Origin of the sequence: Kutzneria chonburiensis (assembly GCF_028622115.1) — a bacterium.
Taxonomy (GTDB): Bacteria; Actinomycetota; Actinomycetes; order Mycobacteriales; family Pseudonocardiaceae; genus Kutzneria; species Kutzneria chonburiensis.
In genome coordinates this window covers 289042-308345 of record NZ_CP097263.1, presented here as the reverse complement: position 1 = coordinate 308345, position 19304 = coordinate 289042, and the positions used below count along the sequence as shown (strand labels likewise).

Below are 19304 nucleotides of genomic sequence, written 5' to 3'. Positions count from 1 at the left end.
TATCCTGCTGGCCTCATGATCAGGGACTTCTTCGCGGGCGTGGGCCTGCTGCTGCGGGGCTTCGGAATCGTCTTCCGGACGCCCCGGCTGCTGCTGCTCGGGGCGCTGCCGGCGGTGCTCACCGGCGGCCTGCTGCTGGGGCTGGTGATCACGCTCGCCGTGTTCGCGCCGAACCTGGTCGCGCTGGCCACGCCGTTCGCCGACGGCTGGGACCACGCCTACCAGGAGGTCTTCCGGGACCTTGTCGCCGTTGCGCTCGTGGTCGGGCTGCTCTACCTGGGGCTGCTGGTGTTCGCCGCGGCCACGCTGGCCATCGGCGCGCCGTTCTACGAGTCGATCGCGCGGCGGGTCGAGGACCGTTTCGGCGGCGTGCCGACCGAGCACGACACGTCGTGGTGGACCGACACCGTGGACAACGCCAAGGTGGTCGGGGCGTCGGCGCTGCTGTCCATCCCGCTGTTCCTGATCGACCTCGTGCCGGTCGTCGGCGAGACCGTCGGGCCGGTGATCGGCGTCTGCGTGGCCGCCTGGATGTTCGGGCTGGAGCTCAGCGTCGTGCCGTTCTCGCGGCGGGGGCTGCCGCTGGCCGCACGGCGGCATGTGCTCGGGCAGCGGCGGGCGATGGCTTTCGGCTTCGCGCTGCCGGCGTACCTGCTGTGTCTGGTGCCGCTGCTGGCGATCATCGTGATGCCGGCGGCGACCGCCGGGGGCACCCTGTTGGCCCAGCGACTCCTTACGGACCACATTCGGTTGGGCCGGCCAGGCGCGGAAAAGCCTTTCTAGGTCTACCCTCCCTCCCGAGTCGATCTTCGGGAGGCCGTGGTGCGCTGGCAGGCGGTGGTCCTCGCCGTGGCGCTGATCGTCGGTCTGGCCGCGCCCGCTGCCGCTGCTCCTTCGTGCTCGGACGTCACCGTGCCCGTGCAGCTCGACGTGCTGTTGCCGGCCTCCGTGCACGGCCGGCTGTGCCTGCCGCCGGGCGGGGCCGACCGCGTGCAGCTGTTGGTGCACGGGGCGACCTACGACGGCCGATACTGGGACGAGCCCATTGGCGGCGGCCGGTTCTCGTACGTGCGGCGGGCGCTTGGCGACCGTTGGGCGACGTTGGCCATCGACCGCGTCGGCTACGGGGCGAGCACGCGTGAGCCCAGCGTGCTGCTGACCGCTTTGACCCAGGCCCTGACCGTGCACCAGGTCGTTTCGTGGCTGCGGACCTCTTTCCGGACCGTGTTGCTGGTCGGGCACTCCGTCGGCAGCGCTGTGGCGTTGATCGAGACCTCCCTGTACAACGACGCTTCCGCCGTGGCGTTGACCGCCCTGACGCATCGCGTGTCACCGGAGGGTTTGGCTTCGGCGTTGGCCTTCGACGTCCGTCCGGTCACTGTGGACCCCGGGCCGCTGGCATCTCGGTACGACCCCGGCTATCTCACCACCGTGCCCGGTCGTCGCGCCGCTTTGTTCTACGGGCCCCATCCCGATCCCGCGATGTTGGCCTACGACGAGGCCACCAAGGGCGTCGTGTCCGCCACCGAGATGGCCGACGCGATCGCCCTCGGTTTCGCCCTGCCCACGTCGTTGGGCATCACCCGGCCCGTGTACCTGGTCGACGGCGAGTTGGACGCCTTGTTCTGCGGAGGCTTGCTCGGCGGCTCCTGTTCCTCCGCCGCTGCATTGGCCTCCGAGGAACGGCCTTACTTTGCGCATTCGCTTCGTTTCACCGCCGCCGTGCTGCCCGACGCCGGGCACGACCTCAACTTCGAACCGGATGCGGCCGTGTACGAAGACGCGTTGAACGCCTGGGCCGACACCAACGCCTGACTATTCGGCGTTCTGTGCCTCGATCAGGTCGAGGTCGCGGACGCAGAAGCCGTGGTGCTCGAACGTTTCGTTGAGCACCGTGCCGAGGCACTGCCGCACCGAGCGGCCCCGGGCGTACGGCGGCCAGACATCGTCGTCCGGCACCGGCGCTCGCGCTGCCAGCTGCGCGGCCGTGACCTCGTCCAGCCAGGCCTCCAGCTCGGCGGTCTGCGCGTCACGCACGCTCACGATCTCGTCGAGGTCGGGATCGAGCGAACGGTCAAGCCCGTGCGCCTCACGGTAGGGCTCGACGCTCGGCCCGATGCCCATCGGCGTGAACCCTGCCGTCGAGCCCAGGCAGCAGCGGCGGAACCACGAGTCGTGGACGAACACCAGGTGGCGCAGCGTCTGCACCGCCGACCACTCGTCGTTCACGCTTCGGCGCTCGATGCCCGGCGCACGGCGGATTCGTTCAATCGTGTCCGCCCAGCCGGCATGGAGCTGACGCGACGCCTCGCGCAGATCGGCCGGCTCCTCGGCGCGGAGCAGCCCCCGCACCGGATGCCGCCGGTCAAGCTCCGCCTCGACGTACTCGGTGACCTCGACCCCGTTCACCACGAGGTTGGTGACGAATCCGTCGATCACGGCATCCTGCATGACGACGCCGATCAGCCGGGCTCCGGTCAGGTCGCACTCTCGAAACTCGGCACCGTTGAGGTCCTCGTCGACATATCGGGGCATGCTTCGCATCGTAGGTGCGGGCACCGACAATCCTGCGTCGAGGCCGCCGACTTCACTCCTGGCCGCGGATCACCTTGCGCAGCTTGGGAACGCGCTCGGACAAGGCTCGCTCGTTCCCCCGGGAAGTCGGGTTGTAGTAGTCCGTCCCCACCAGATCGTCGGGCGGGTACTGCTGCGTGACGACGCCCTCGGGAACGTCGTGGGGATAGCGGTAGCCCTGGGCGTTGCCGAGCTTCTTGGCGCCGGCGTAGTGGCCGTCGCGGAGATGAGGGGGAACTGTGCCGGCGGACCCACGGCGAACGTCGGAGAGGGCGGCGTCGATGGCGACGACGACGGAGTTGGACTTGGGGGCAGTGGCGAGGTGGATGGCGGCCTGGGCAAGGTTGATCCGAGCCTCGGGCATGCCGATGAGCTGCACGGCCTGCGCGGCGGCGACGCAGACCTGGATGGCGGTGGGGTCGGCCATGCCGACGTCCTCGCTGGCATGCACGACGAGCCGACGGGCGATGAAGCGAGGGTCCTCGCCGGCCTCGATCATGCGGGCCAGGTAGTGCAGGGTGGCGTCGACATCGGAACCGCGGATGGACTTGATGAAGGCGCTGATCACGTCGTAGTGCTGGTCGCCGTCACGGTCGTAGCGCACGGCGGCCTTGTCGACGGTGGCCTCGAGCGTGGCCAGGTCGATGACGGCGGCGCCGGTAGAAGAAGCCGACTCGGCGGCGGCCTCCAACGCGGTCAGCGCACGGCGGGCGTCGCCGCCGGCGAGGCGGACGAGGTGGTCCTCGGCCTCGGGCGACAAGGTGGGCGAGCCGCCGAGGCCTCGCTCGTCGGTGACGGCCCGGCGGACGACCTCGCGGACGTCGTCGTCGGTGAGGGATTTCAGTTGCAGCACAAGGGAACGCGACAGCAGCGGCGACACGACCGAGAAGAACGGGTTCTCGGTGGTGGCGGCGACCAGCAGCACGATCCGGTCCTCGACGGCCCCCAACAGGGCGTCCTGCTGGGTCTTGGAGAAACGGTGGACTTCGTCGATGAACAGCACCGTGGCCTCGCCGGTCCGGCCGAGCCGGCGGCGCGCCTCGTTGATGACCTCGCGCACCTCCTTGACGCCCGCGGACAGCGCGGACAGGGCGACGAACCGGCGGCCGGTGGCCTGCGAGACGAGGGTGGCCAGGGTGGTCTTGCCGGTGCCGGGCGGGCCGTACAGCATCACGGAGGCGGGCGCGGCGCCCTCGACCAGCCGGCGCAGCGGCGCGCCGGCACCGAGCAGGTGCCCCTGGCCGACGACCTCGTCCAGCGACCGGGGACGCATCCGCACCGCCAGCGGGGCGTTGGCCGCCACCTGGGCCTTGCTCCGCTCCTCGACGTCGGCCCCGAACAGCCCGCCGTCGTACAACTGGTCGCTCATAAGTTCGACGTTACAACGCCCGCGCGTGTGAGATACTCGTTACCCGTGCCGTCAGCTTCCGTTCATCCGCGCGTCGTGCTGCTGGCCGGGCCCTCGGGCTCGGGCAAGTCCACCCTCGCCGCCCACCTGGGCTGGCCCGTGCTGCGTCTGGACGACTTCTACCGTGAAGGCACGGATCCGCTGCTCCCGCGCGACGATGCCGGCCGGGTCGACTGGGACCACGAGAACTCCTGGCATGCCGACGCCGCGCTGGCCGCGATCGTCGAGCTGGCCTCGACGGGCCAGGTGTCCGCGCCGGTCTACTCCTTCGGCGAGGACCGCCGCACCGGCTGCCACGACATCGCGCTGGGTGACTCCCCGGTGTTCCTGGCCGAAGGCCTGTTCGCCGATCGGCTGGTCCAGGGCTGCCGCGACGCCGGTGTGCTGGCCGACGCCATCGTGCTGGCCCCGTCGGCGGCGAAGACCTTCGTGCGCCGCTTCGTCCGCGACGTCACCGAGGCCCGCAAACCGCTGCACGTGCTGATCCGCCGCGGCCTGCGGCTGTGGCGCGAGCAGCCGGCGGTCGTACGCCGCTGCCTGAACGCCGGCATGCGCCGCACCACCCCCGACCGCGCCGCCGCCGAACTGGCCGCCTGGACCACCGAGACGGCCTCGGCCGCCTGATGCGGCCGGTTGTCCTCGTCGATCTCGACGACACGCTGATCCCGGACGTCTCCGCCGCGCGTGCGGCGATTTCCCTTGTGTTGCAGGAGTTTTCCCTTCACGAGGACGTCGACGCGGTGCTGGCCGCGGCCCGTGAGACGTGGCGGGCCAATGCGTATCGGGGGCATCGCGAGGTCGAGCGGGTCAGCTCGTGGGAGGCGCTGTGGGCGGACTTCACGGTGCTGCCGGAAATCGCCGAAGCGCTGAGCGGCCATGCCGTAACGGTGTGGCGGGCGGCCTGCCCTGGTGCCGACGCCGAAGCCCTGAACAGGGCCTACGTAAGGCAGCGAAGCCAGCTGGTGGTGCCGTTCGTCGGTGCGGTAGCGGCATTGGATCGACTGGCGGAGGGGCACAGCCTGTGGCTGGCCACCGACGGTTGCCGTTCGCTGCAACGAGAAAAGCTGCGACGCTCCGGCTTCGACGACCGGTTCGAGCGGATCTTCGTGTCGGGTGAGGTCGGTCGTCCCAAGGGCAGCCCGGAGTTCGCCGAGGCACTGATCAAGGCACTGGACGGCCGCGAGGTGTGCCTGCTGGCCGGCGACAGCAGCACCGACCTGGCGCTGGCCGCGGCCGGTGGCTGGCCCGCCGTCCACATCTGCGGCGACGTCCCGTGCGCGGAACCCGGCCGTCACAGCGTGGACTTCGCGGGCGTACCGGCCTTCTGCCGCTGCTAGGACGGGATGACGGCGACGGCGGTGATCTCCACCAGCTGGCCGCCGTAGCCGAGCATGCTGACGCCGAGCAGGGTGGAGCTGTGCGGCCCCTTGGCCAGCCCGGAGGCCGTCACCACATCCCAGACGGCGACGAGATCCGACGGCTGCTCGGCGACGACGTAGACGGTGGTGTTGACGACGTGCTCCAGGTCGGTGCCGGCCTGCGCCAGCTGCTCCCCCAGGTTGGCCAGCACCTGCTCGGCCTGCCGGACCCGGTCGCCGGGGCCGACCAGGTTGCCGTCGGAGTCCAGCGGAACACCGCCGGCGGTGAACACCAACTGCTCACCGGGCTCGACGACGACGCTGTGCGAATAGGTGGGCGGCGGGAACAGTCCGGGGGCGATGCGATGCGTGGCCATGGCACGGTTCTACTCGACCGGGGGACGCGGGCGCAGCGGTTTCTCCAGGTCACGCCGATCCCGGTGTCACACAAAAGGGTGACGGGCGGACCGGCCCGTTATGTTCCGGCGATGGCCGGCGAAAGTCGTGCTTGTGTTGGCAAGGAGGGGGCCACCCCGAAGGTGGACCGTTCGGTTCAGTACGATCTTCCTACCGCAACCAGGGAAGAAGCGGGACCGCCGCTACCAGACGGCCCCCACTCGCCGTCTTCCGCACCATCCCGATAATACGCGAGGAACGCTCATGATCTACCCGCTCCCCGACAGCGCGCCCGGTGGCGAGTCGGACGGAAATGACAAGTAGCACTGTCGGAAAGCGCTTCCAGCAGGTCACAGGAGCGCTTTGCGCTTGAGATCGAGACGGATTCCGGTCCGGCCGGTGTCGCCGATTCCCCGGCCGACAAGGCGGATCTCCTGCCGGCCGGTTCCGTCCGAACCGGACGACACGAGCAGGAAACGCTGGTCGTCGGGCCGGAATCCGATCGGGTCGACGAACGCCTCCTCACCCGCCGGCAGCACGACGGTGTACTCGAGCAGGTCGAGAGGGCTCTTCACCTGCACGCAGAAATCCTCCGGCAGCCGATCCTTGACCAGCATTTTCGAACGGGCCGGCCACCGGCTCTCGATGAGCACCCGAAACTCGCTGCCCTGCCGCACCGGTGACGGAAAGTGCACGAGCACCTCGAGCCGGCCGTCGTCGAGCCAGTGCTTGGTCAGATCACACCGGGCGCCGCCGATGCCGTCGAACACCAGGCTCCTGACCTGGACATCGACCCGCTGGCGCATCTTCTCGGGCTGGTTCCAGCCGGCGCCGACGCGAAAGCGGTAGAGCCGCAGCACACTGCACGTGACCACGGCATGCACGGTGATCAGCACGGTCGCATCGCCGTCGGCATCGATGCGATGGCTCTCGATCCACTGTTTCAGCTGCCAGGACGAGACGTTGTCATCGGTGAAAGCGGTGCAGTACCGGGTGACAAGATGATCGTAGAGTTCGCTGCGGCGCTGCCACTCCGCCCGACTCGCGGCCAGCAACACAATCAGACCAAGGGTCGCCAGCAGCACCGCGACGACCGCGGCCAGCTTTGCCGAGGAATCGCCGAGCACCGCCGACAATGCCCCGCCGAACGCCAGCACACCGAGCACCCCTTCGGCCAGACCCACCACACCGGACCTGGACAGATAGCTCTCGAACCAGGAAAAGAACCCTTTGAGCACCGCCGCGACCTCCCTCCGCCCACGACCGGCACGCAGGGACAAGATGTAGCCGATGCGCACTTTGTCCGGCGGATTTGACCCCCGGCCGCAGTAATCGGGACGAGGGTCAATCCGCCGGGTGGAGTGATCGATATTCGGCGGGCGAATAATCGGTGTTCACGAGAATCCCGAAAATACGGGACTAGATGGCGCGGTCGGGCCAGTAGGGGCGGCGGAGGACCTTCTTGAGGATCTTGCCGGTGGCGTTGCGGGGCATCTCGGCGACGACGTCGATGCTGCGGGGGACCTTGTAGCCGGCGAGGTGCGCGCGGGCGTAGGCGACGAGCTCGTCGGGGTCGAGGGACTGGCCGTCGGCGGCCTGGACGACGGCCTTGACGGACTCGCCCCAGCGGTCGTCGGGCACGCCGATGACGGCGACGTCGGCCACGGCGGGGTGCTCGGCCAGCACGCGCTCGACCTCGGGCGAGTAGACGTTCTCACCACCGGTGATGATCATGTCCTTGACCCGGTCGACGATGTACACGTAGCCGCCGGAGTCGAGGCGGCCGACGTCGCCGGTGCGGAGCCAGCCCTCGGCGGTGACGGTGTCGGCGGTGGCGGCGGGCTGGCCGTGGTAGCCGAGCATGGTCTGCGGCGTACGGAACCAGAGCTCGCCGGTGTCCGAGTCCTCGAAGGTGGCCGGATCGACGACGCGCATCTCGGCCTCGCCGATCGGCCGCCCGGCGGAGGTGAGCCGTTCGGGGTGGTCGGTGTCGCGGTGGTCGGCAGGACTGAGCACGGTGATCGCGCCGGCCATCTCGGTCATGCCGTACACCTGCACGAACTCCATGTCCGGCCACGCGGTCAACGCGGCGCGCAGCAACGGAAGCGGCATCGGCGACGCGCCGTAGACCAGGCGCCGGAGCCGCCCGAACGCACTGATGGCGGGCTGCCCGGCGGCCATGATGCCGGCGACGACGGCCGGCACCAGGAAGGCGTGGGTGCAACCCTGGGCGATGGCCCCGAGCAGCCCGGGCCCGGTCGGCTCCCGCAACAGCGTGGACGGAATGCCCTCGCGGAAGCCGGACATCGCGTAGCAGGAGCCACCGACGTGGAACAGCGGCATGGCCACCAGGCTCCGGGAGTCGGAGGTCACCGGCATGGCGTCGCCCGTGTTGCGGGCATGGGCCAGCACGTTGGCGTGGCTGAGCAACACGCCCTTGGGCCGACCGGTGGTGCCGGAGCTGTACATGACCAGCACGGGCTCCTCGGCCTGCGCCTCGGGATCGATGCCGACCGGCGACGCCGCGGCGATCAGCTCCTCGTACGAGCTGAGCAGCACGGTCGCCGGCCGGTCGACGATCCCATCGACGCCGGGCAGCAGCTCGTCGGCCACGAACAGCAGCCGGGCCCCGGAGTCGCGTACGACGTAGTCGAGCTCGTCGGCGGCGAGCCGCCAGTTGAGGATGGCCGTCGACGCGCCGAGCGCACCGGCGGCCAGCGCGACCTCAAGGCACGACAGGTTGTTCTTGTCCAGGTAGGCGACCCGGTCGCCGCGCCCGATGCCGGCGGCCCGCAGCGCGCCGGCGACCCGCTGGATGCGGTCCCACCACTGCGCCCACGTGTAGCTCTGCCCCTCGTAGCTGATCGCCTCGGCGTCGGGCTTCGCCTCCGCCCAGTGCTCGACCAGTCCCGGAAGCAGCCGCGCCTGTGCAGTCATGGGCGTGACTTTCGCACCGTGGCAACGACTTGGCAATCGGTCATGTCCGCCGACGACTGCGCGTGTGCACGAAACACCCATCGGTCACGGCTCGAACGGCCCGTGGTTCGGCGCGCACACGGTGCCGACCGCCGGCAGGCGGAGCCGGAGGAAGTAGCTGTCCACGGCATCGTCGACGCACTGGCTGTGGCCCAACGAGCCGTGCCCGAACGTGTCGAGGGTGAGCAGCCGGGCATTGCCGAGCAGGCCGGCGGTGCGCTGCGCGCCGTCGTACGGGGTGGCGGGATCGCCCTGGCTGTTCCCCACCAGCAGCACGGGATGCGCGGTGGGCCGGTTCCACGGCCCGGCGTAGTGATCGGCGTCGGCGGACGGGAATCGCACGCACGGCAACGAGAGATACGTGTAGTGCGGCCCGAAACCGCGGGCACGGAGATCGGTGGCGGCGCCGAACCGAGGCCAGACAGCGGGATCGGTCGGGTTGACGGAGTCGGCGCAGTAGGTCGCCGCGCCGGCGAGCAGGCTGTCGAACTCGGTCGGAATGGGGGCCGGCCCAGCGACGGCACCGGCCGCGGTCGGCGTCGACAGTGCTTGGAGGAAACGGGCGAGCTCCGGCGAGTTGGCGGCGTCGGTGAGGTACTCGATGATCCGTGAGACCGCGTCCGGGTACCGGATCGTGGCCGGCTTTCCGGTAGCAGGGTCGATGAACGTGACCGGCCCGGCGGCAAGCCGGTCCAGAACATGGTTGTACTTGGCCAGAAGGTCGGTTCCGGGCTGCCGGAAGGCGCAGCGCGTGTCAGCGGCGCAGGCGGCGAGGAAGGACCGCAGCGTCTGCTGCGCGCCGAGGTCGGCCCCGAGGCGCACGCTGAACGGCACGTTCGCGTCGGCCGGACGGTAGCCGGTGGTCCAGTTCACCGGATCGTCGACGGCGTCGAGCACGGCGGCGCGGATCCGGTCCGGGAACAGGTTCGCGTAGGTCTCGCCGATCACCGTGCCGTACGACAGGCCGTAGTACGACAGGGTCGGCGAGCCGACCGCGGCCCGGAGTCGGTCGAGGTCGCGGGCGACGTTCGCGGTGGACAGGTGGCTGTACAGCGGCCCCGCGTTGCGTGCGCACAGATCGTCGACCGTGAGCGCGTCGGCGATCTCCTGCTTGGTCTCCTCGGGCGTCGTCGGGAACTGGGCGGCGACCCGCTGGAGCACGGCCACCTGGTCGAGCGAGGTGAAGCAGTGCGCGGTGGTGCTCGCGCCGATGCCGCGCGGGTCGAAGCCGACGAGGTCGAAGCGCCGGTGCAGTTCGGGCGTCAGCACCGGCGGGATCCGCCCGGACTGGCCCGGGCCGCCCGGGTTGTAGAACAGCGTGCCGAGCTTGTGGGCCTGGTCGGCCGCCGGTAAGCGGCCGACCGCGATGGAGATCGACGGCCCATGAACGTCCCGATAGGACAGTGGCACGGCCAGTGTCGCGCACTGGTAGTGGTCGAGCGGCAGCGCCCCGGCCGGCACGGACGCGTCGGCCGGGCACGCTCCCCAGGACAGCGGCGGCGCGGCCGAGGCCGGCGCGGCGGGTATCAGTGCGGCGGCCAGCGCCACGGCGGCCAGGCCGGCGGTGACGCGTCTGAGCAGAGATGGCATGGGATCAGCTTTGCCGCCGGCGGCAAGGAATGCACTGGCATCAGTACCCGAAATCAGCGGGCACCAGGACCAGGAAAGTAGGTGGTGCTAGCACCACCTAGAAGCCGGCCAGGCCGTTCGGGGTGCCGACGCCGGTGGGCCCGTCCCAGCCGGCACCGGAGACGCACAGCTGCGGGAACTTGGTCTGACAGGAGTGGGCGGCGGCGTTCTGACCGAGGGCGACATCGGTGAAAGCGCCGGCCGGGGCGGCATAAACGGTGTTGGGACCGTCCACACGGGACAGATGACCGGCGCGGACGTACAGCGCGGCAATGAAGGGTGCGGCCGCACTGGTGCCGCCGGCGGTGAGCCAGCCGTCGAGGGCATAGGAGTTGTAGATGGCGACACCGGTGGACGGGTCGGAGACGGCGGAAAGGTCGGACGAGGCGCGATGGCCGCCGCAGAAAGCAGCGACGGCGGCGGGCTGCCCGTGCGCCGGCGGGAGGTCCGTCTCACAGGCGCTGCCGGCCTCGTTCCAGGCGTTGGACAGGAAGCCGTCAGAGGTCTCGTACAGGGCGGTGCCGCCGGCCGAGATGACGGTCGGCAGGTTCTGCGGCCAGTAGCCGTGCACGTTGCCGTGATAGCCGCTGTCGCCCGAGGAGGCGACGAAAGCGATGCCGGGATGGGAGAACACGGCCGACAGCGGGCCGGTGTTGATGTCCTTTGTGGACGGATAGCCGAAGCTCATGCTGACGGCGGACGCCCCGGCGGCGATGGCCGTCGACACGCCCTTGACGATGGACGGCACGGCCTCGGTGGCGGTGTGCAGGGACGACAGGTAGAAGTCGCGCGTCGGCGCCTGCACCAGAAGGATCTTGCACGCCGGACAGGCGGCGGAGACCATCTGCGCGTCCAGGGCCGTCTCCAGGGACAGCTCTTTCTCCTCGTCGGTGCCGTCCGGGTGCAGCGGCGGCCCGCCGGTGTAGTCGACGACCTTCAGACACCCGGACGCGGAGGTGCACGGCGGCAGGGCGAACTGCGACCGGTACTTGGCCAGATCGTCCTCGAAAGAGGGATAGCCGCCGCCATCGACGATGGCGACGGTGCCGGTCGCGCCGCCGGATGCCGGCAGGTGATAGGCGGCGGCCAGCTCGGCGGCGCTGTAGCCGATGGGCACGGGCGTCGTGAGCGGCGTCGCCGAGCCCTGGGCGACGGTGACGACCTCGGAGTCGCAGACGTCGCAGGTGGCGATGACGCCGTGGTTCTGCAGCAGCGTCCCGGACTGCACCTGGTGGTGCAGGGCGGTGGTGTCGGGGTAGACGGAGACGAGCGACGACGACGCCAGCAGGACTGCGGCCAAGGCAGCAAACATTCGGTGACCTCCGGACACTCTGCGTGACCTCAGTGTGTGGACAACTACCCGACTTCGCGCTTCCAATCCACTCATGTATCCGATACATTTCTGTATCAGATGGAGACGACCCCGAAACGAGTGACCAAACGCCGCGGCGAGACCCGCCAGCGGCTGCTCGACGCCGCCCTGCACGTGTTCGCCGAGCAGGGCTTCGGCCGCTCGACGGTGGAGCAGGTGTGTGAGCGCGCCGGCTACACGAGAGGCGCGTTCTACTCGAACTTCGCCTCGCTGGACGACCTGTTCCTGGCCATGTGGGAGCAGCGCTCGACGGAGCTGATCGACGGGCTGAGAGAAGCCCTGCACCACATGGACAAGACCAAGGTGACCGACGTCAGGGGCGTGGTCGAGCTGGTCACGCCGGCGGTGCCGGTGGACGACAGCTGGTATCGCATCACGGCCGAGTTCACCGCGCACGCGCTGCGCAACCCGGGCCTCGGCCGGGTGATGAAGACCAGGGAAGAGGCCATCGGCGGGGCGATCACGCCCGTGGTGGCGGCACTGCTGGCGGAAATCGGCCGAGAAACACCCGATCAGGTGGCGCTGGGTCAGGCGCTGGTGGCCGTGCACGACGGCACGGCGGTGCAGTGCCTGCTGGAACCGGACAATCCCGCCGTGTGGCGGCGCCGCACCGACCTGTTCGAACGGGTCCTGACGGCCTACAGCATCGAAACCGGAGGACGGTCATGACAATCGAGCCGGACGTCATCGTGGTCGGGGCCGGCCTGGCCGGTCTGGTCGCCACGCACGAGCTGGTCAAGGCGGGTCGCAAGGTCCTGGTGCTGGACCAGGAGAACCGCAACAACCTGGGCGGCCAGGCCTTCTGGTCGCTGGGCGGCCTGTTCCTGGTGGACAGCCCGGAGCAGCGCCGGATGGGCGTGAAGGACTCCGAGGAGCTGGCCTGGCAGGACTGGCAGGGCTCGGCCGGCTTCGACCGTGACGACGAGGACCTCTGGGGCCGGCAGTGGGCCCGCGCCTACGTGAAGTTCGCGGCCACCGAGAAGCGCGACTATCTGGCCGCGCTGGGCCTGCGGATCACGCCGCTGGTCGGCTGGGCCGAGCGCGGCGGCGGCCTGGCCGACGGGCACGGCAACTCGGTCCCCCGCTTCCACCTGACCTGGGGCACCGGCCCCGAGGTGGTCCGGGTGTTCCTGGAACCCGTGCTGGAAGGGGAAAAGCGCGGTCTGGTCGAGTTCGCGTTCCGGCACCAGGTCGACGACATCATCGTCGAGGACGGCCGCGCGGTCGGCGTCCGCGGCACCGTGCTGGAGCCGACCGACCTGGAGCGGGGCGTTGCCTCCTCGCGGACCAAGGTCGGCGAGTTCGAGCTGCGGGCCAAGGCGGTCATCGTGTCGTCCGGCGGCATCGGCCACAACCACGACCTGATCCGCAAGAACTGGCCGACCGAGCGGATGGGGCCGGCTCCGAAGACGATGATCTCGGGCGTGCCGGCACACGTGGACGGGCGCATGATCGCGATCTCGGAGGCGGCCGGCGCGACCATCGTCAACCGCGACCGGATGTGGAACTACACCGAGGGCATCAACAACTGGGACCCGATCTGGCCCGACCACGCCATCCGGATCATCCCGGGCCCGTCGTCGATGTGGTTCGACGCCACCGGAAAGCGGCTGCCCTCCCCCAACTTCCCGGGCTTCGACACCAACGGCACGATGAAGGCGATCCTGTCCACCGGCCATGACTACTCGTGGTTCGTGCTGACGCAGTCGATCATCGAGAAGGAGTTCGCGCTGTCGGGCTCCGAGCAGAACCCGGACATCACCGGCAAGGACCTCAAGCTCACGCTGACCGGCCGGCTGGGCAAGGGCGCGCCCGGCCCGGTGGAGGCGTTCAAGGAGCACGGCGTCGACTTCGTCGTCTCGGACAACCTCCAGGACCTGGTGGCCGGCATGAACAAGCTGTCCCGGGGCCCGCAACTGTCCTATGAGGACATGCTGCGCCAGATCCGGGCCCGCGACCAGGAGCTGCGCAACAGCTACACCAAGGACCTCCAGCTGATGGCCATCGCCAACGCCCGGCACTACCTGGGCGACAAGCTGGCCCGCACGGCCAAGCCGCACCGCATCCTGGACCCGGCGCACGGCCCGCTGATCGCAGTCCGGCTGAACATCCTGACCCGCAAGACGTTGGGCGGCGTGCAGACCAACCTGGACTCCCAGGTGATCCGGTCGGACGGCGAGGCGTTCCCGGGCCTGTACGCGGCCGGCGAGGTCGCCGGCTTCGGCGGCGGCGGCGTGCACGGCTACAACGCGCTGGAGGGCACGTTCCTCGGCGGCTGCATCTTCTCCGGCCGGGCGGCCGGCCGGGCACTGGGGAAAACCCTGAGCTGACAAGCGAAGCGGGCGGTCTCGTCGAGACCGCCCGCTATCGGTCAGAAGCCGGCGAGCCCGTTGGGCACGCCGACGCCGGTCGGGCCGTCCCAGCCCGCACGGGCGTTGCACAGCGCGATCTCGGCCGGCGTGCAGGAGCGGATCGGGGCGTTCTGGCCGAACGTCACGTCGGTGAACGCGCCGGCCGGGGCGGTGTACATGGTGTTGGGCCCCATCACCTGCGAGAGGTGGCCGCCCCGCGCGTACAGGCCGGCGATGAACGGCGACGACGCGCTGGTGCCGCCGACGGTGATCCAGTTCAGCGGCTGACCGGTGAACGGCGCGTACGTGTCGTACACGGCGACGCCGGTGGCCGGGTCGGCGACGGCCGACACGTCGGACGACGCGCGGTGCCCACCGCAGACGGCGCTGACCGAGGCGGGCGCGCCGATCGCGCCGGGCAGGTCGGTCTCGCAGCCGCTGCCGGCGCCGGACCACACGGTGTTGGTGTAGCCGTCAGCGGTCTGGAACAGCGAGGTGCCGCCGACCGACACGACCCACGGCAGGTTCGACGGCCAGCCGCCGTGCTGGTCGCCCTCGTAGCCGCCGTCGCCGGACGAGGCCAGCACGGCCATGCCGGGGTGGAACAGGTCCCGCCCGGCCTGCCCGAACTCCACGGTCTTGTCGCTCGGGTACTGGTAGCTCATGCTCACCGACGACGCGCCCAGCTTGGCCGCCGTGTTGACGGCCGTGCCGAAGTCGGCCATGGCCGCGTCCAGGTGGGCCTGGTCGCCGAAGAAGGCGTCGAGGATGGGCAGCTGGAGCTCGACCAGCTTGCACCCGGGGCAGGCCGCCGAGGCCATGTCCATGTCGAGCGCGGTCTCCACGGCGACTTCTTCATCGCCCAGCTTGAGGTTCGGGTCGGTGGAGGGCGCCTGTGGTGCGCCGCCGTCGAAGCCGGCGACCTTCAGGCAACCGCTTTCCACGGTGCAGGCCGGCAGACCGTACTGGGCCCGGTAGGCGTTGACGTCGGCTTCGAGGTTGGCCGGCGGGTACGCGCCGGCGTCGATGATCGCGATCGTGCCGGCGGCGCCGCCGGACAGGTTGTAGGCGGCGGCGAGCTCGTCGGCGCCGTAGCCGGCCGGGGCCGGGGTCGACAGGGTGTTTTCGACCCGGATCCGGTGGTGACGATCTGCGCCTGACAGGCGTCACAGGCTTTCTTGGTGCCGTGCGTCTTCATCAACGTGCCGGCGTGCACCTGGGCGCGCAGCGACTGGACCTGCGGGGTGACGGCATGCGGATCATTGCCGGCCGCCTTGGCGACCGGGGCCAGCACGGTGACCGCGGCGACAACGGCCGCACCGAGGGTGAACAGGGAATTTCTCGCGAACACGGGTCCTCCAGGAAAGTAATTACCGGGACCAACAGCGCGAGGCTACCAACACAAATACGGGAATCCATTCACGCGGACGCCACTGTGAACACATTGCGCCGACGAGACCACAACGAACGGAGTGAATCGGACCATCTATTCGGACCGGAACGAAATTGTGGCGGGCGGTGACCGAAACCGCCCGCCACAATTCATCAATGAATCAGAACCCGGCCAGTCCATTCGGCACGCCGACGCCGGTCGGCGCATCCCAGCCCTTCTGCGCCGCGCACAGCGCCGGCGTGGCGGTCGGGCACTGGTGCGGCTTGGCGTTCTGGCCCAGCGTCACGTCGGTGAACGCGCCGGCCGGCGCGGTGTACAGCGTGTTCGGCCCCATCACCTGCGACGTGTGGCCGCCACGGGCGTACAGGCCGGCCACGAACGGCGACGACGCGCTGGTGCCGCCGACGAGGATCCAGTTGTACGGCGAACCGCTGAACGGCGAGTAGGTGTCGAACACCGCCACACCGGTGTTGGGGTCGGCGACCGCGGACACGTCGGACGCGGCGCGGTGGCCGCCGCAGTTGGCGCTGACCGAGGTCGGGGCGCCGATCGCGGCCGGCAGGTCGGTCTCGCAGCCGCTGCCGGCGCCGGACCAGGCCACGTCGGTGTAGGCGTCGCCGTTCTGGAACAGCGAGGTGCCGCCGACCGACACGACCCACGGCAGGTTCTGCGGCCAGCCGGTGTGCACGTTGCCCTCGTAGCCGGAGTCGCCCGACGAGGCCAGCACGGCCATGCCCGGGTGGAACAGGTCGCGGCCGGCCTGTCCGAACTCGACGTCGGTGTCACTGGGGTACTGGTAGCTCATGCTGACCGCGGACGCGCCCAACTTGGCCGCGGTGTTGACGGCCGTGCCGAAGTCGGCCATGGCCGCGTCCATGTGCTGCTTGGTGCCGGTGAGCGCGTCGGTGATCGGCAGCTGGAGCTCGATGATGTTGCACGAGGGGCAGGCCGCCGAGGCCATGTCCACGTCCAGCGCGGTCTCGACGCCGACCTGCTCCTCGTAGTAGGTGTTCGGGAAGGACGTGGCCGGCGGCTGCGTGGCGCCGCCGTCGAAGCCGGCGATCTTCAGGCAGCCGCCGGCCGTGGTGCAGGCCGGGAGGCCGTACTGGGACCGGTAGGCGTTGATGTCGGCCTCGAGGTTCGGGTACGCGCCGGCGTCGATGATCGCGATCGTGCCCTTGGCCCCGGTGGCAGCGTCGGGCAGGTGGTACGCGGCGGCCAGGTCGCCCGCGCCGTACCCGACCGGGACCGTGGTCGACAGGGTGTCTTCGACCCGGGCGCGGCGGTGACGAGCTTGGACTGGCAGAACGCGCAGGGCGCGAGCGTGCCGTGCGACCGCAGCAGCGTCCCGTTGTGGACCTGGGCCCGCAGCGACTGGACCTGCGGCGTGACGACGTGCGGATCACCGGCGGCCTGGGCGACCGGGGCAAAAGCGGTGAGCGCGGCGACGGCCACCGCGCTCACGCCGAGCAGGGTTGATCTGACGAACGTTCCCGACACCTGTCCTCCTGAAATGGAAGAACTCGTCCAACATCGGGAGCGTACCCACGCAATTACGGACCGAGCCTACGTCAACTATTCACGGAATTCTCTTGTGAATAATTCGTCCAGGTGGCCCACGACGAATGGCGCGAATCGCCTACGGCTGTCCTGAACAAGACAGTGAACGCATAAGGAACCAGATCCGAACCCCGTCGCCACACCCACGGAATGCCCTTGAGCACCAGCCACGCGACATGCTGCCACGCGGCCACCACCCGGCCGCCGGCGCACTCCAGGCTGACCGGCGCCTCGATCTGGCAGCCGGCCAGCTCCAGCTCCTGGGAGAAGCCCTGGGCCAGCATGCGGTGCCCCAGCTCGGACGGGTGCAGCCGGTCAACGCTCCAGGCCGCGAGGTCGTAGGCGCCGGGCAGCGTGTCCAGGTCGACGCAGCCGATGCCGCGGGCCAGCACCACCGAGCGGATCACCGCGTTGAGCTCGTCCACCCGCCGGCGCAGCGCCCGCCGAAGCGGGGCCGGCAGCCGGAACACCCTTGCGTGGTCGTGATAACTGGCCAGCACCACCACCGCGCCCACGTCGAGCAGCTTGCCGACCACGTGGTCGAGGTCCGCTCGCAATCGGGCCGGATCGAAGTCCGAGCGCATGGTGTCGTTCATGCCGGCGACCACGACCACGGCGTCCGGGCGCAGCGCCGCCGCCATCGGCAGCTGCTCGTGCCGCACGGTGCCGATGCGGGCCCCGGTGCGGGACAGGTTCGTCAGGTCGCAGCCGCCGAGCGCGTCGGCCAGCAGCGGACCGAAGCCGCGCCAGCCGCCGCCGGGCAGCGGATCACCGAGACCGACGCTGGTCGAGTCCCCCAGCACCACGAGCCGTCCGACCGCGCGGCGGGCGGGCACGCTCTCCGACATCGCCTGAACCGTCACCCGTCCACGATCACCCGCGGAGAATCACTCCTGGTGATGGCCGGGTGGCGTGACGGGGACGGCTCGGAGAATAGTTGGATCAGCTGAATGCGGGGAACAACGGCAGGTGAACGGCCTCGGCGCCGTGCTGCGCGGCGATCGCCGACGCCACCTGCTCGGCGTGCTCGGCGACGGCCGGCACCTTGAGCCGGGCGGCGTCGTCACGCAGCCGCTGCCACCGGGCGTGCAGCGCGCTGCTGCGCCGGGGCGAAGCCAGCCGCGTGGTGATCGGGCCGTCGGGCACACCCGGCCGCGGCAGGTACATCCAGGTCGACAGCCACACCCACAGCAGCTGCCCGTGCAGCAGCTTGGGCATCAGCACCTCGTCGTCGTCCAGGTCGGGGAAGACCGGGCTGACCTCGGCCCGCCACGCCGCCACCATCGCCTCGGTCATGCCGTTGGGCAGCCGGAACGAGCAGCCGCAGAGCGGGAACGGGATGCGCAGCGCGGCAGCGTCCAGTGCGACGTCGCGCACGCAGCCGCCCTCGAAGTCCAGCACCCGCAGGCCCTTGCCGGTGATGAGGTTGTTATCGGCGCACGCGTCCGAGGGACTGAACGCCCGGTGCCTGCTGCTGGTGAGCAGCCGGCCTCCCTCGCGGGCGTGGCCGAGCGCATCGGCGCCGACGGTCACGCCGAGCACGTCGTGCAGCAGGTCAGGCAGCTCGGCCAGCGCCACCTTGGCCTTGCGCGCCAGCGGATCCTGGCCCGGACTGCCGCCCAGGCGTCGGGTCAGCGCGTCGAAGTCGGCCTCACGGCCGGCCGTCGTGGCGTGCAGCCGGCCCAGCGCCCGCGCCCAGGCCAGCAGCGCCCGCTCGGCGCCGCGGGCGTCGTGGTCGAGCAGCTTGTCGGCGAGCGTGGGAGCCCGCCCGAGATCTTCCAACACGATGACCCGCTTGGCGCCGTCGTGCGCGATCAGCTCGGGGCAGATGCGGTCGTCCTGCCCCAATGCGGTGAACAGCTGGTAGCTCACCGCCTCATGGGGGAACGGGTCGACCAGGTCGCCGACCGGCGGCTCGAGATAGCTCTTCACCACCAGGGTGCGCGGCAGCGAGAACGGCGTCGACGCCACCCGTACCCGAAGTACGGTCGACTTGCCGCTGCCCCGCAGATCCTCCGGATCCGCCAGTCTGATCGACGCCCCGAAACGCCTGGTGAGCACTGCTTCGGCGGCCGCAACGGCTGCCAGGACCTCGTTGTCCGCTGCCCCGGCGGCGTTGGCGGGGCCGGCGGTGGTCTCCACGCTCATCCCTTCCGACCCTACTCCTTCGAGTGCACAGCACGTCTACACGATCGGCACAATCGGCTACCCGGAGCAGTCGCTGCGCCCGTCATGTTCGAGCATCACCGCGCTGGAATACGGCTTGGTAACGGGTTGGTGCGGCCGG

General features: G+C 70.2%; 18 protein-coding genes. 7 read left to right on the top strand and 11 right to left on the bottom strand.

What is annotated here, in order from left to right; all coding sequences use genetic code 11:
• Positions 1-15: 15 nt before the first annotated feature.
• Together M3Q35_RS01560 and M3Q35_RS01555 are read left to right on the top strand one after the other, a co-directional pair.
• Positions 16-783, top strand: a complete 768-nt coding sequence (locus M3Q35_RS01560) for an EI24 domain-containing protein (RefSeq protein ID WP_273939760.1) — start codon at positions 16-18, stop codon at positions 781-783.
• A gap of 39 nt (positions 784-822) precedes the next feature.
• Positions 823-1815: an alpha/beta hydrolase gene (locus tag M3Q35_RS01555; RefSeq protein WP_273939759.1), complete on the top strand. Its 993-nt coding sequence runs from the start codon at positions 823-825 to the stop codon at positions 1813-1815.
• On the opposite strand, the gene M3Q35_RS01550 is transcribed toward M3Q35_RS01555, so the two are convergent.
• Together M3Q35_RS01550 and M3Q35_RS01545 are read right to left on the bottom strand one after the other, a co-directional pair.
• Positions 1816-2535: a DinB family protein gene (locus M3Q35_RS01550; protein WP_273939758.1), complete on the bottom strand. Its 720-nt coding sequence runs from the start codon at positions 2533-2535 to the stop codon at positions 1816-1818.
• 52 nt (positions 2536-2587) lie between these two features.
• Positions 2588-3943: a replication-associated recombination protein A gene (locus M3Q35_RS01545; RefSeq protein WP_273939757.1), complete on the bottom strand. Its 1356-nt coding sequence runs from the start codon at positions 3941-3943 to the stop codon at positions 2588-2590.
• Positions 3944-3988: 45 nt separating this feature from the next.
• On the opposite strand from M3Q35_RS01545, the gene M3Q35_RS01540 reads away from it, so the two are divergent.
• Positions 3989-4606 (top strand): uridine kinase family protein, encoded by a 618-nt coding sequence (locus tag M3Q35_RS01540; protein ID WP_273939756.1) that lies wholly within the window; start codon positions 3989-3991, stop codon positions 4604-4606.
• Positions 4606-5319: an HAD family hydrolase gene (locus M3Q35_RS01535; RefSeq protein ID WP_273939755.1), complete on the top strand. Its 714-nt coding sequence runs from the start codon at positions 4606-4608 to the stop codon at positions 5317-5319. Before M3Q35_RS01540 ends, M3Q35_RS01535 begins: the two co-directional genes overlap by 1 nt.
• Here M3Q35_RS01535 and M3Q35_RS01530 read toward each other — a convergent pair.
• The 5 genes from M3Q35_RS01530 to M3Q35_RS01510 all read right to left on the bottom strand — a co-directional run bounded on the left by M3Q35_RS01530 (position 5316) and on the right by M3Q35_RS01510 (position 11641).
• Positions 5316-5717, bottom strand: a complete 402-nt coding sequence (locus tag M3Q35_RS01530; protein WP_273939754.1) for a RidA family protein — start codon at positions 5715-5717, stop codon at positions 5316-5318. The genes M3Q35_RS01535 and M3Q35_RS01530 overlap by 4 nt on opposite strands.
• Positions 5718-6086: 369 nt before the next feature.
• On the bottom strand, positions 6087-6974 hold the full coding sequence (locus M3Q35_RS01525) for a hypothetical protein (RefSeq protein ID WP_273939753.1): 888 nt from the start codon (positions 6972-6974) through the stop codon (positions 6087-6089).
• Between the two features lie 181 nt (positions 6975-7155).
• Positions 7156-8673 (bottom strand): AMP-binding protein, encoded by a 1518-nt coding sequence (locus M3Q35_RS01520; protein WP_273939752.1) that lies wholly within the window; start codon positions 8671-8673, stop codon positions 7156-7158.
• 84 nt (positions 8674-8757) lie between these two features.
• Positions 8758-10302 (bottom strand): alpha/beta hydrolase, encoded by a 1545-nt coding sequence (locus M3Q35_RS01515; protein WP_273939751.1) that lies wholly within the window; start codon positions 10300-10302, stop codon positions 8758-8760.
• 97 nt (positions 10303-10399) lie between these two features.
• Positions 10400-11641: a S8/S53 family peptidase gene (locus M3Q35_RS01510; protein ID WP_273939750.1), complete on the bottom strand. Its 1242-nt coding sequence runs from the start codon at positions 11639-11641 to the stop codon at positions 10400-10402.
• 132 nt (positions 11642-11773) lie between these two features.
• Here M3Q35_RS01510 and M3Q35_RS01505 point away from each other — a divergent pair, with 132 nt between their 5' ends.
• Entirely contained in the window at positions 11774-12382 is a 609-nt protein-coding gene (locus tag M3Q35_RS01505; RefSeq protein WP_273939749.1) for a TetR/AcrR family transcriptional regulator, read from the top strand.
• A complete protein-coding gene (locus tag M3Q35_RS01500) occupies positions 12379-14043 on the top strand; it encodes an FAD-binding dehydrogenase (RefSeq protein WP_273939748.1) in 1665 nt (554 codons plus the stop codon). Before M3Q35_RS01505 ends, M3Q35_RS01500 begins: the two co-directional genes overlap by 4 nt.
• Before the next feature lie 41 nt (positions 14044-14084).
• Here M3Q35_RS01500 and M3Q35_RS01495 read toward each other — a convergent pair whose 3' ends face one another.
• Both M3Q35_RS01495 and M3Q35_RS01490 read right to left on the bottom strand, forming a co-directional pair.
• Positions 14085-15008 (bottom strand): S8/S53 family peptidase, encoded by a 924-nt coding sequence (locus M3Q35_RS01495; RefSeq protein ID WP_273939747.1) that lies wholly within the window; start codon positions 15006-15008, stop codon positions 14085-14087.
• A 609-nt stretch (positions 15009-15617) separates the two neighbouring features.
• The gene (locus M3Q35_RS01490) at positions 15618-16424 is read right to left on the bottom strand and encodes a S8/S53 family peptidase (RefSeq protein WP_337960548.1); all 807 of its coding nucleotides are present in this window, start codon (positions 16422-16424) and stop codon (positions 15618-15620) included.
• Positions 16425-16786: 362 nt separating this feature from the next.
• On the opposite strand from M3Q35_RS01490, the gene M3Q35_RS01485 reads away from it, so the two are divergent.
• A complete protein-coding gene (locus M3Q35_RS01485; protein ID WP_273939746.1) occupies positions 16787-16936 on the top strand; it encodes a hypothetical protein in 150 nt (49 codons plus the stop codon).
• A 92-nt stretch (positions 16937-17028) separates the two neighbouring features.
• On the opposite strand, the gene M3Q35_RS01480 is transcribed toward M3Q35_RS01485, so the two are convergent.
• Both M3Q35_RS01480 and M3Q35_RS01475 read right to left on the bottom strand, forming a co-directional pair.
• Complete coding sequence (locus tag M3Q35_RS01480; RefSeq protein WP_337960547.1) at positions 17029-17880, bottom strand: SGNH/GDSL hydrolase family protein; 852 nt, start codon at positions 17878-17880, stop codon at positions 17029-17031.
• Positions 17881-17959: 79 nt separating this feature from the next.
• Complete coding sequence (locus M3Q35_RS01475; protein ID WP_273939745.1) at positions 17960-19165, bottom strand: hypothetical protein; 1206 nt, start codon at positions 19163-19165, stop codon at positions 17960-17962.
• Positions 19166-19304: the final 139 nt, after the last annotated feature.

Excerpts from the sequence above, each read along its gene's own strand:
- M3Q35_RS01560 (WP_273939760.1), top strand. The coding sequence starts at position 16 with ATGATCAGGGACTTCTTCGCGGGCGTGGGCCTGCTGCTGCGGGGCTTC.
- M3Q35_RS01550 (WP_273939758.1), bottom strand. The coding sequence starts at position 2,535 with ATGCCCCGATATGTCGACGAGGACCTCAACGGTGCCGAGTTTCGAGAG.
- M3Q35_RS01545 (WP_273939757.1), bottom strand. The coding sequence starts at position 3,943 with ATGAGCGACCAGTTGTACGACGGCGGGCTGTTCGGGGCCGACGTCGAG.
- M3Q35_RS01535 (WP_273939755.1), top strand. The coding sequence starts at position 4,606 with ATGCGGCCGGTTGTCCTCGTCGATCTCGACGACACGCTGATCCCGGAC.
- M3Q35_RS01530 (WP_273939754.1), bottom strand. The coding sequence starts at position 5,717 with ATGGCCACGCATCGCATCGCCCCCGGACTGTTCCCGCCGCCCACCTAT.
- M3Q35_RS01520 (WP_273939752.1), bottom strand. The coding sequence starts at position 8,673 with ATGACTGCACAGGCGCGGCTGCTTCCGGGACTGGTCGAGCACTGGGCG.
- M3Q35_RS01515 (WP_273939751.1), bottom strand. The coding sequence starts at position 10,302 with ATGCCATCTCTGCTCAGACGCGTCACCGCCGGCCTGGCCGCCGTGGCG.
- M3Q35_RS01500 (WP_273939748.1), top strand. The coding sequence starts at position 12,379 with ATGACAATCGAGCCGGACGTCATCGTGGTCGGGGCCGGCCTGGCCGGT.
- M3Q35_RS01475 (WP_273939745.1), bottom strand. The coding sequence starts at position 19,165 with ATGAGCGTGGAGACCACCGCCGGCCCCGCCAACGCCGCCGGGGCAGCG.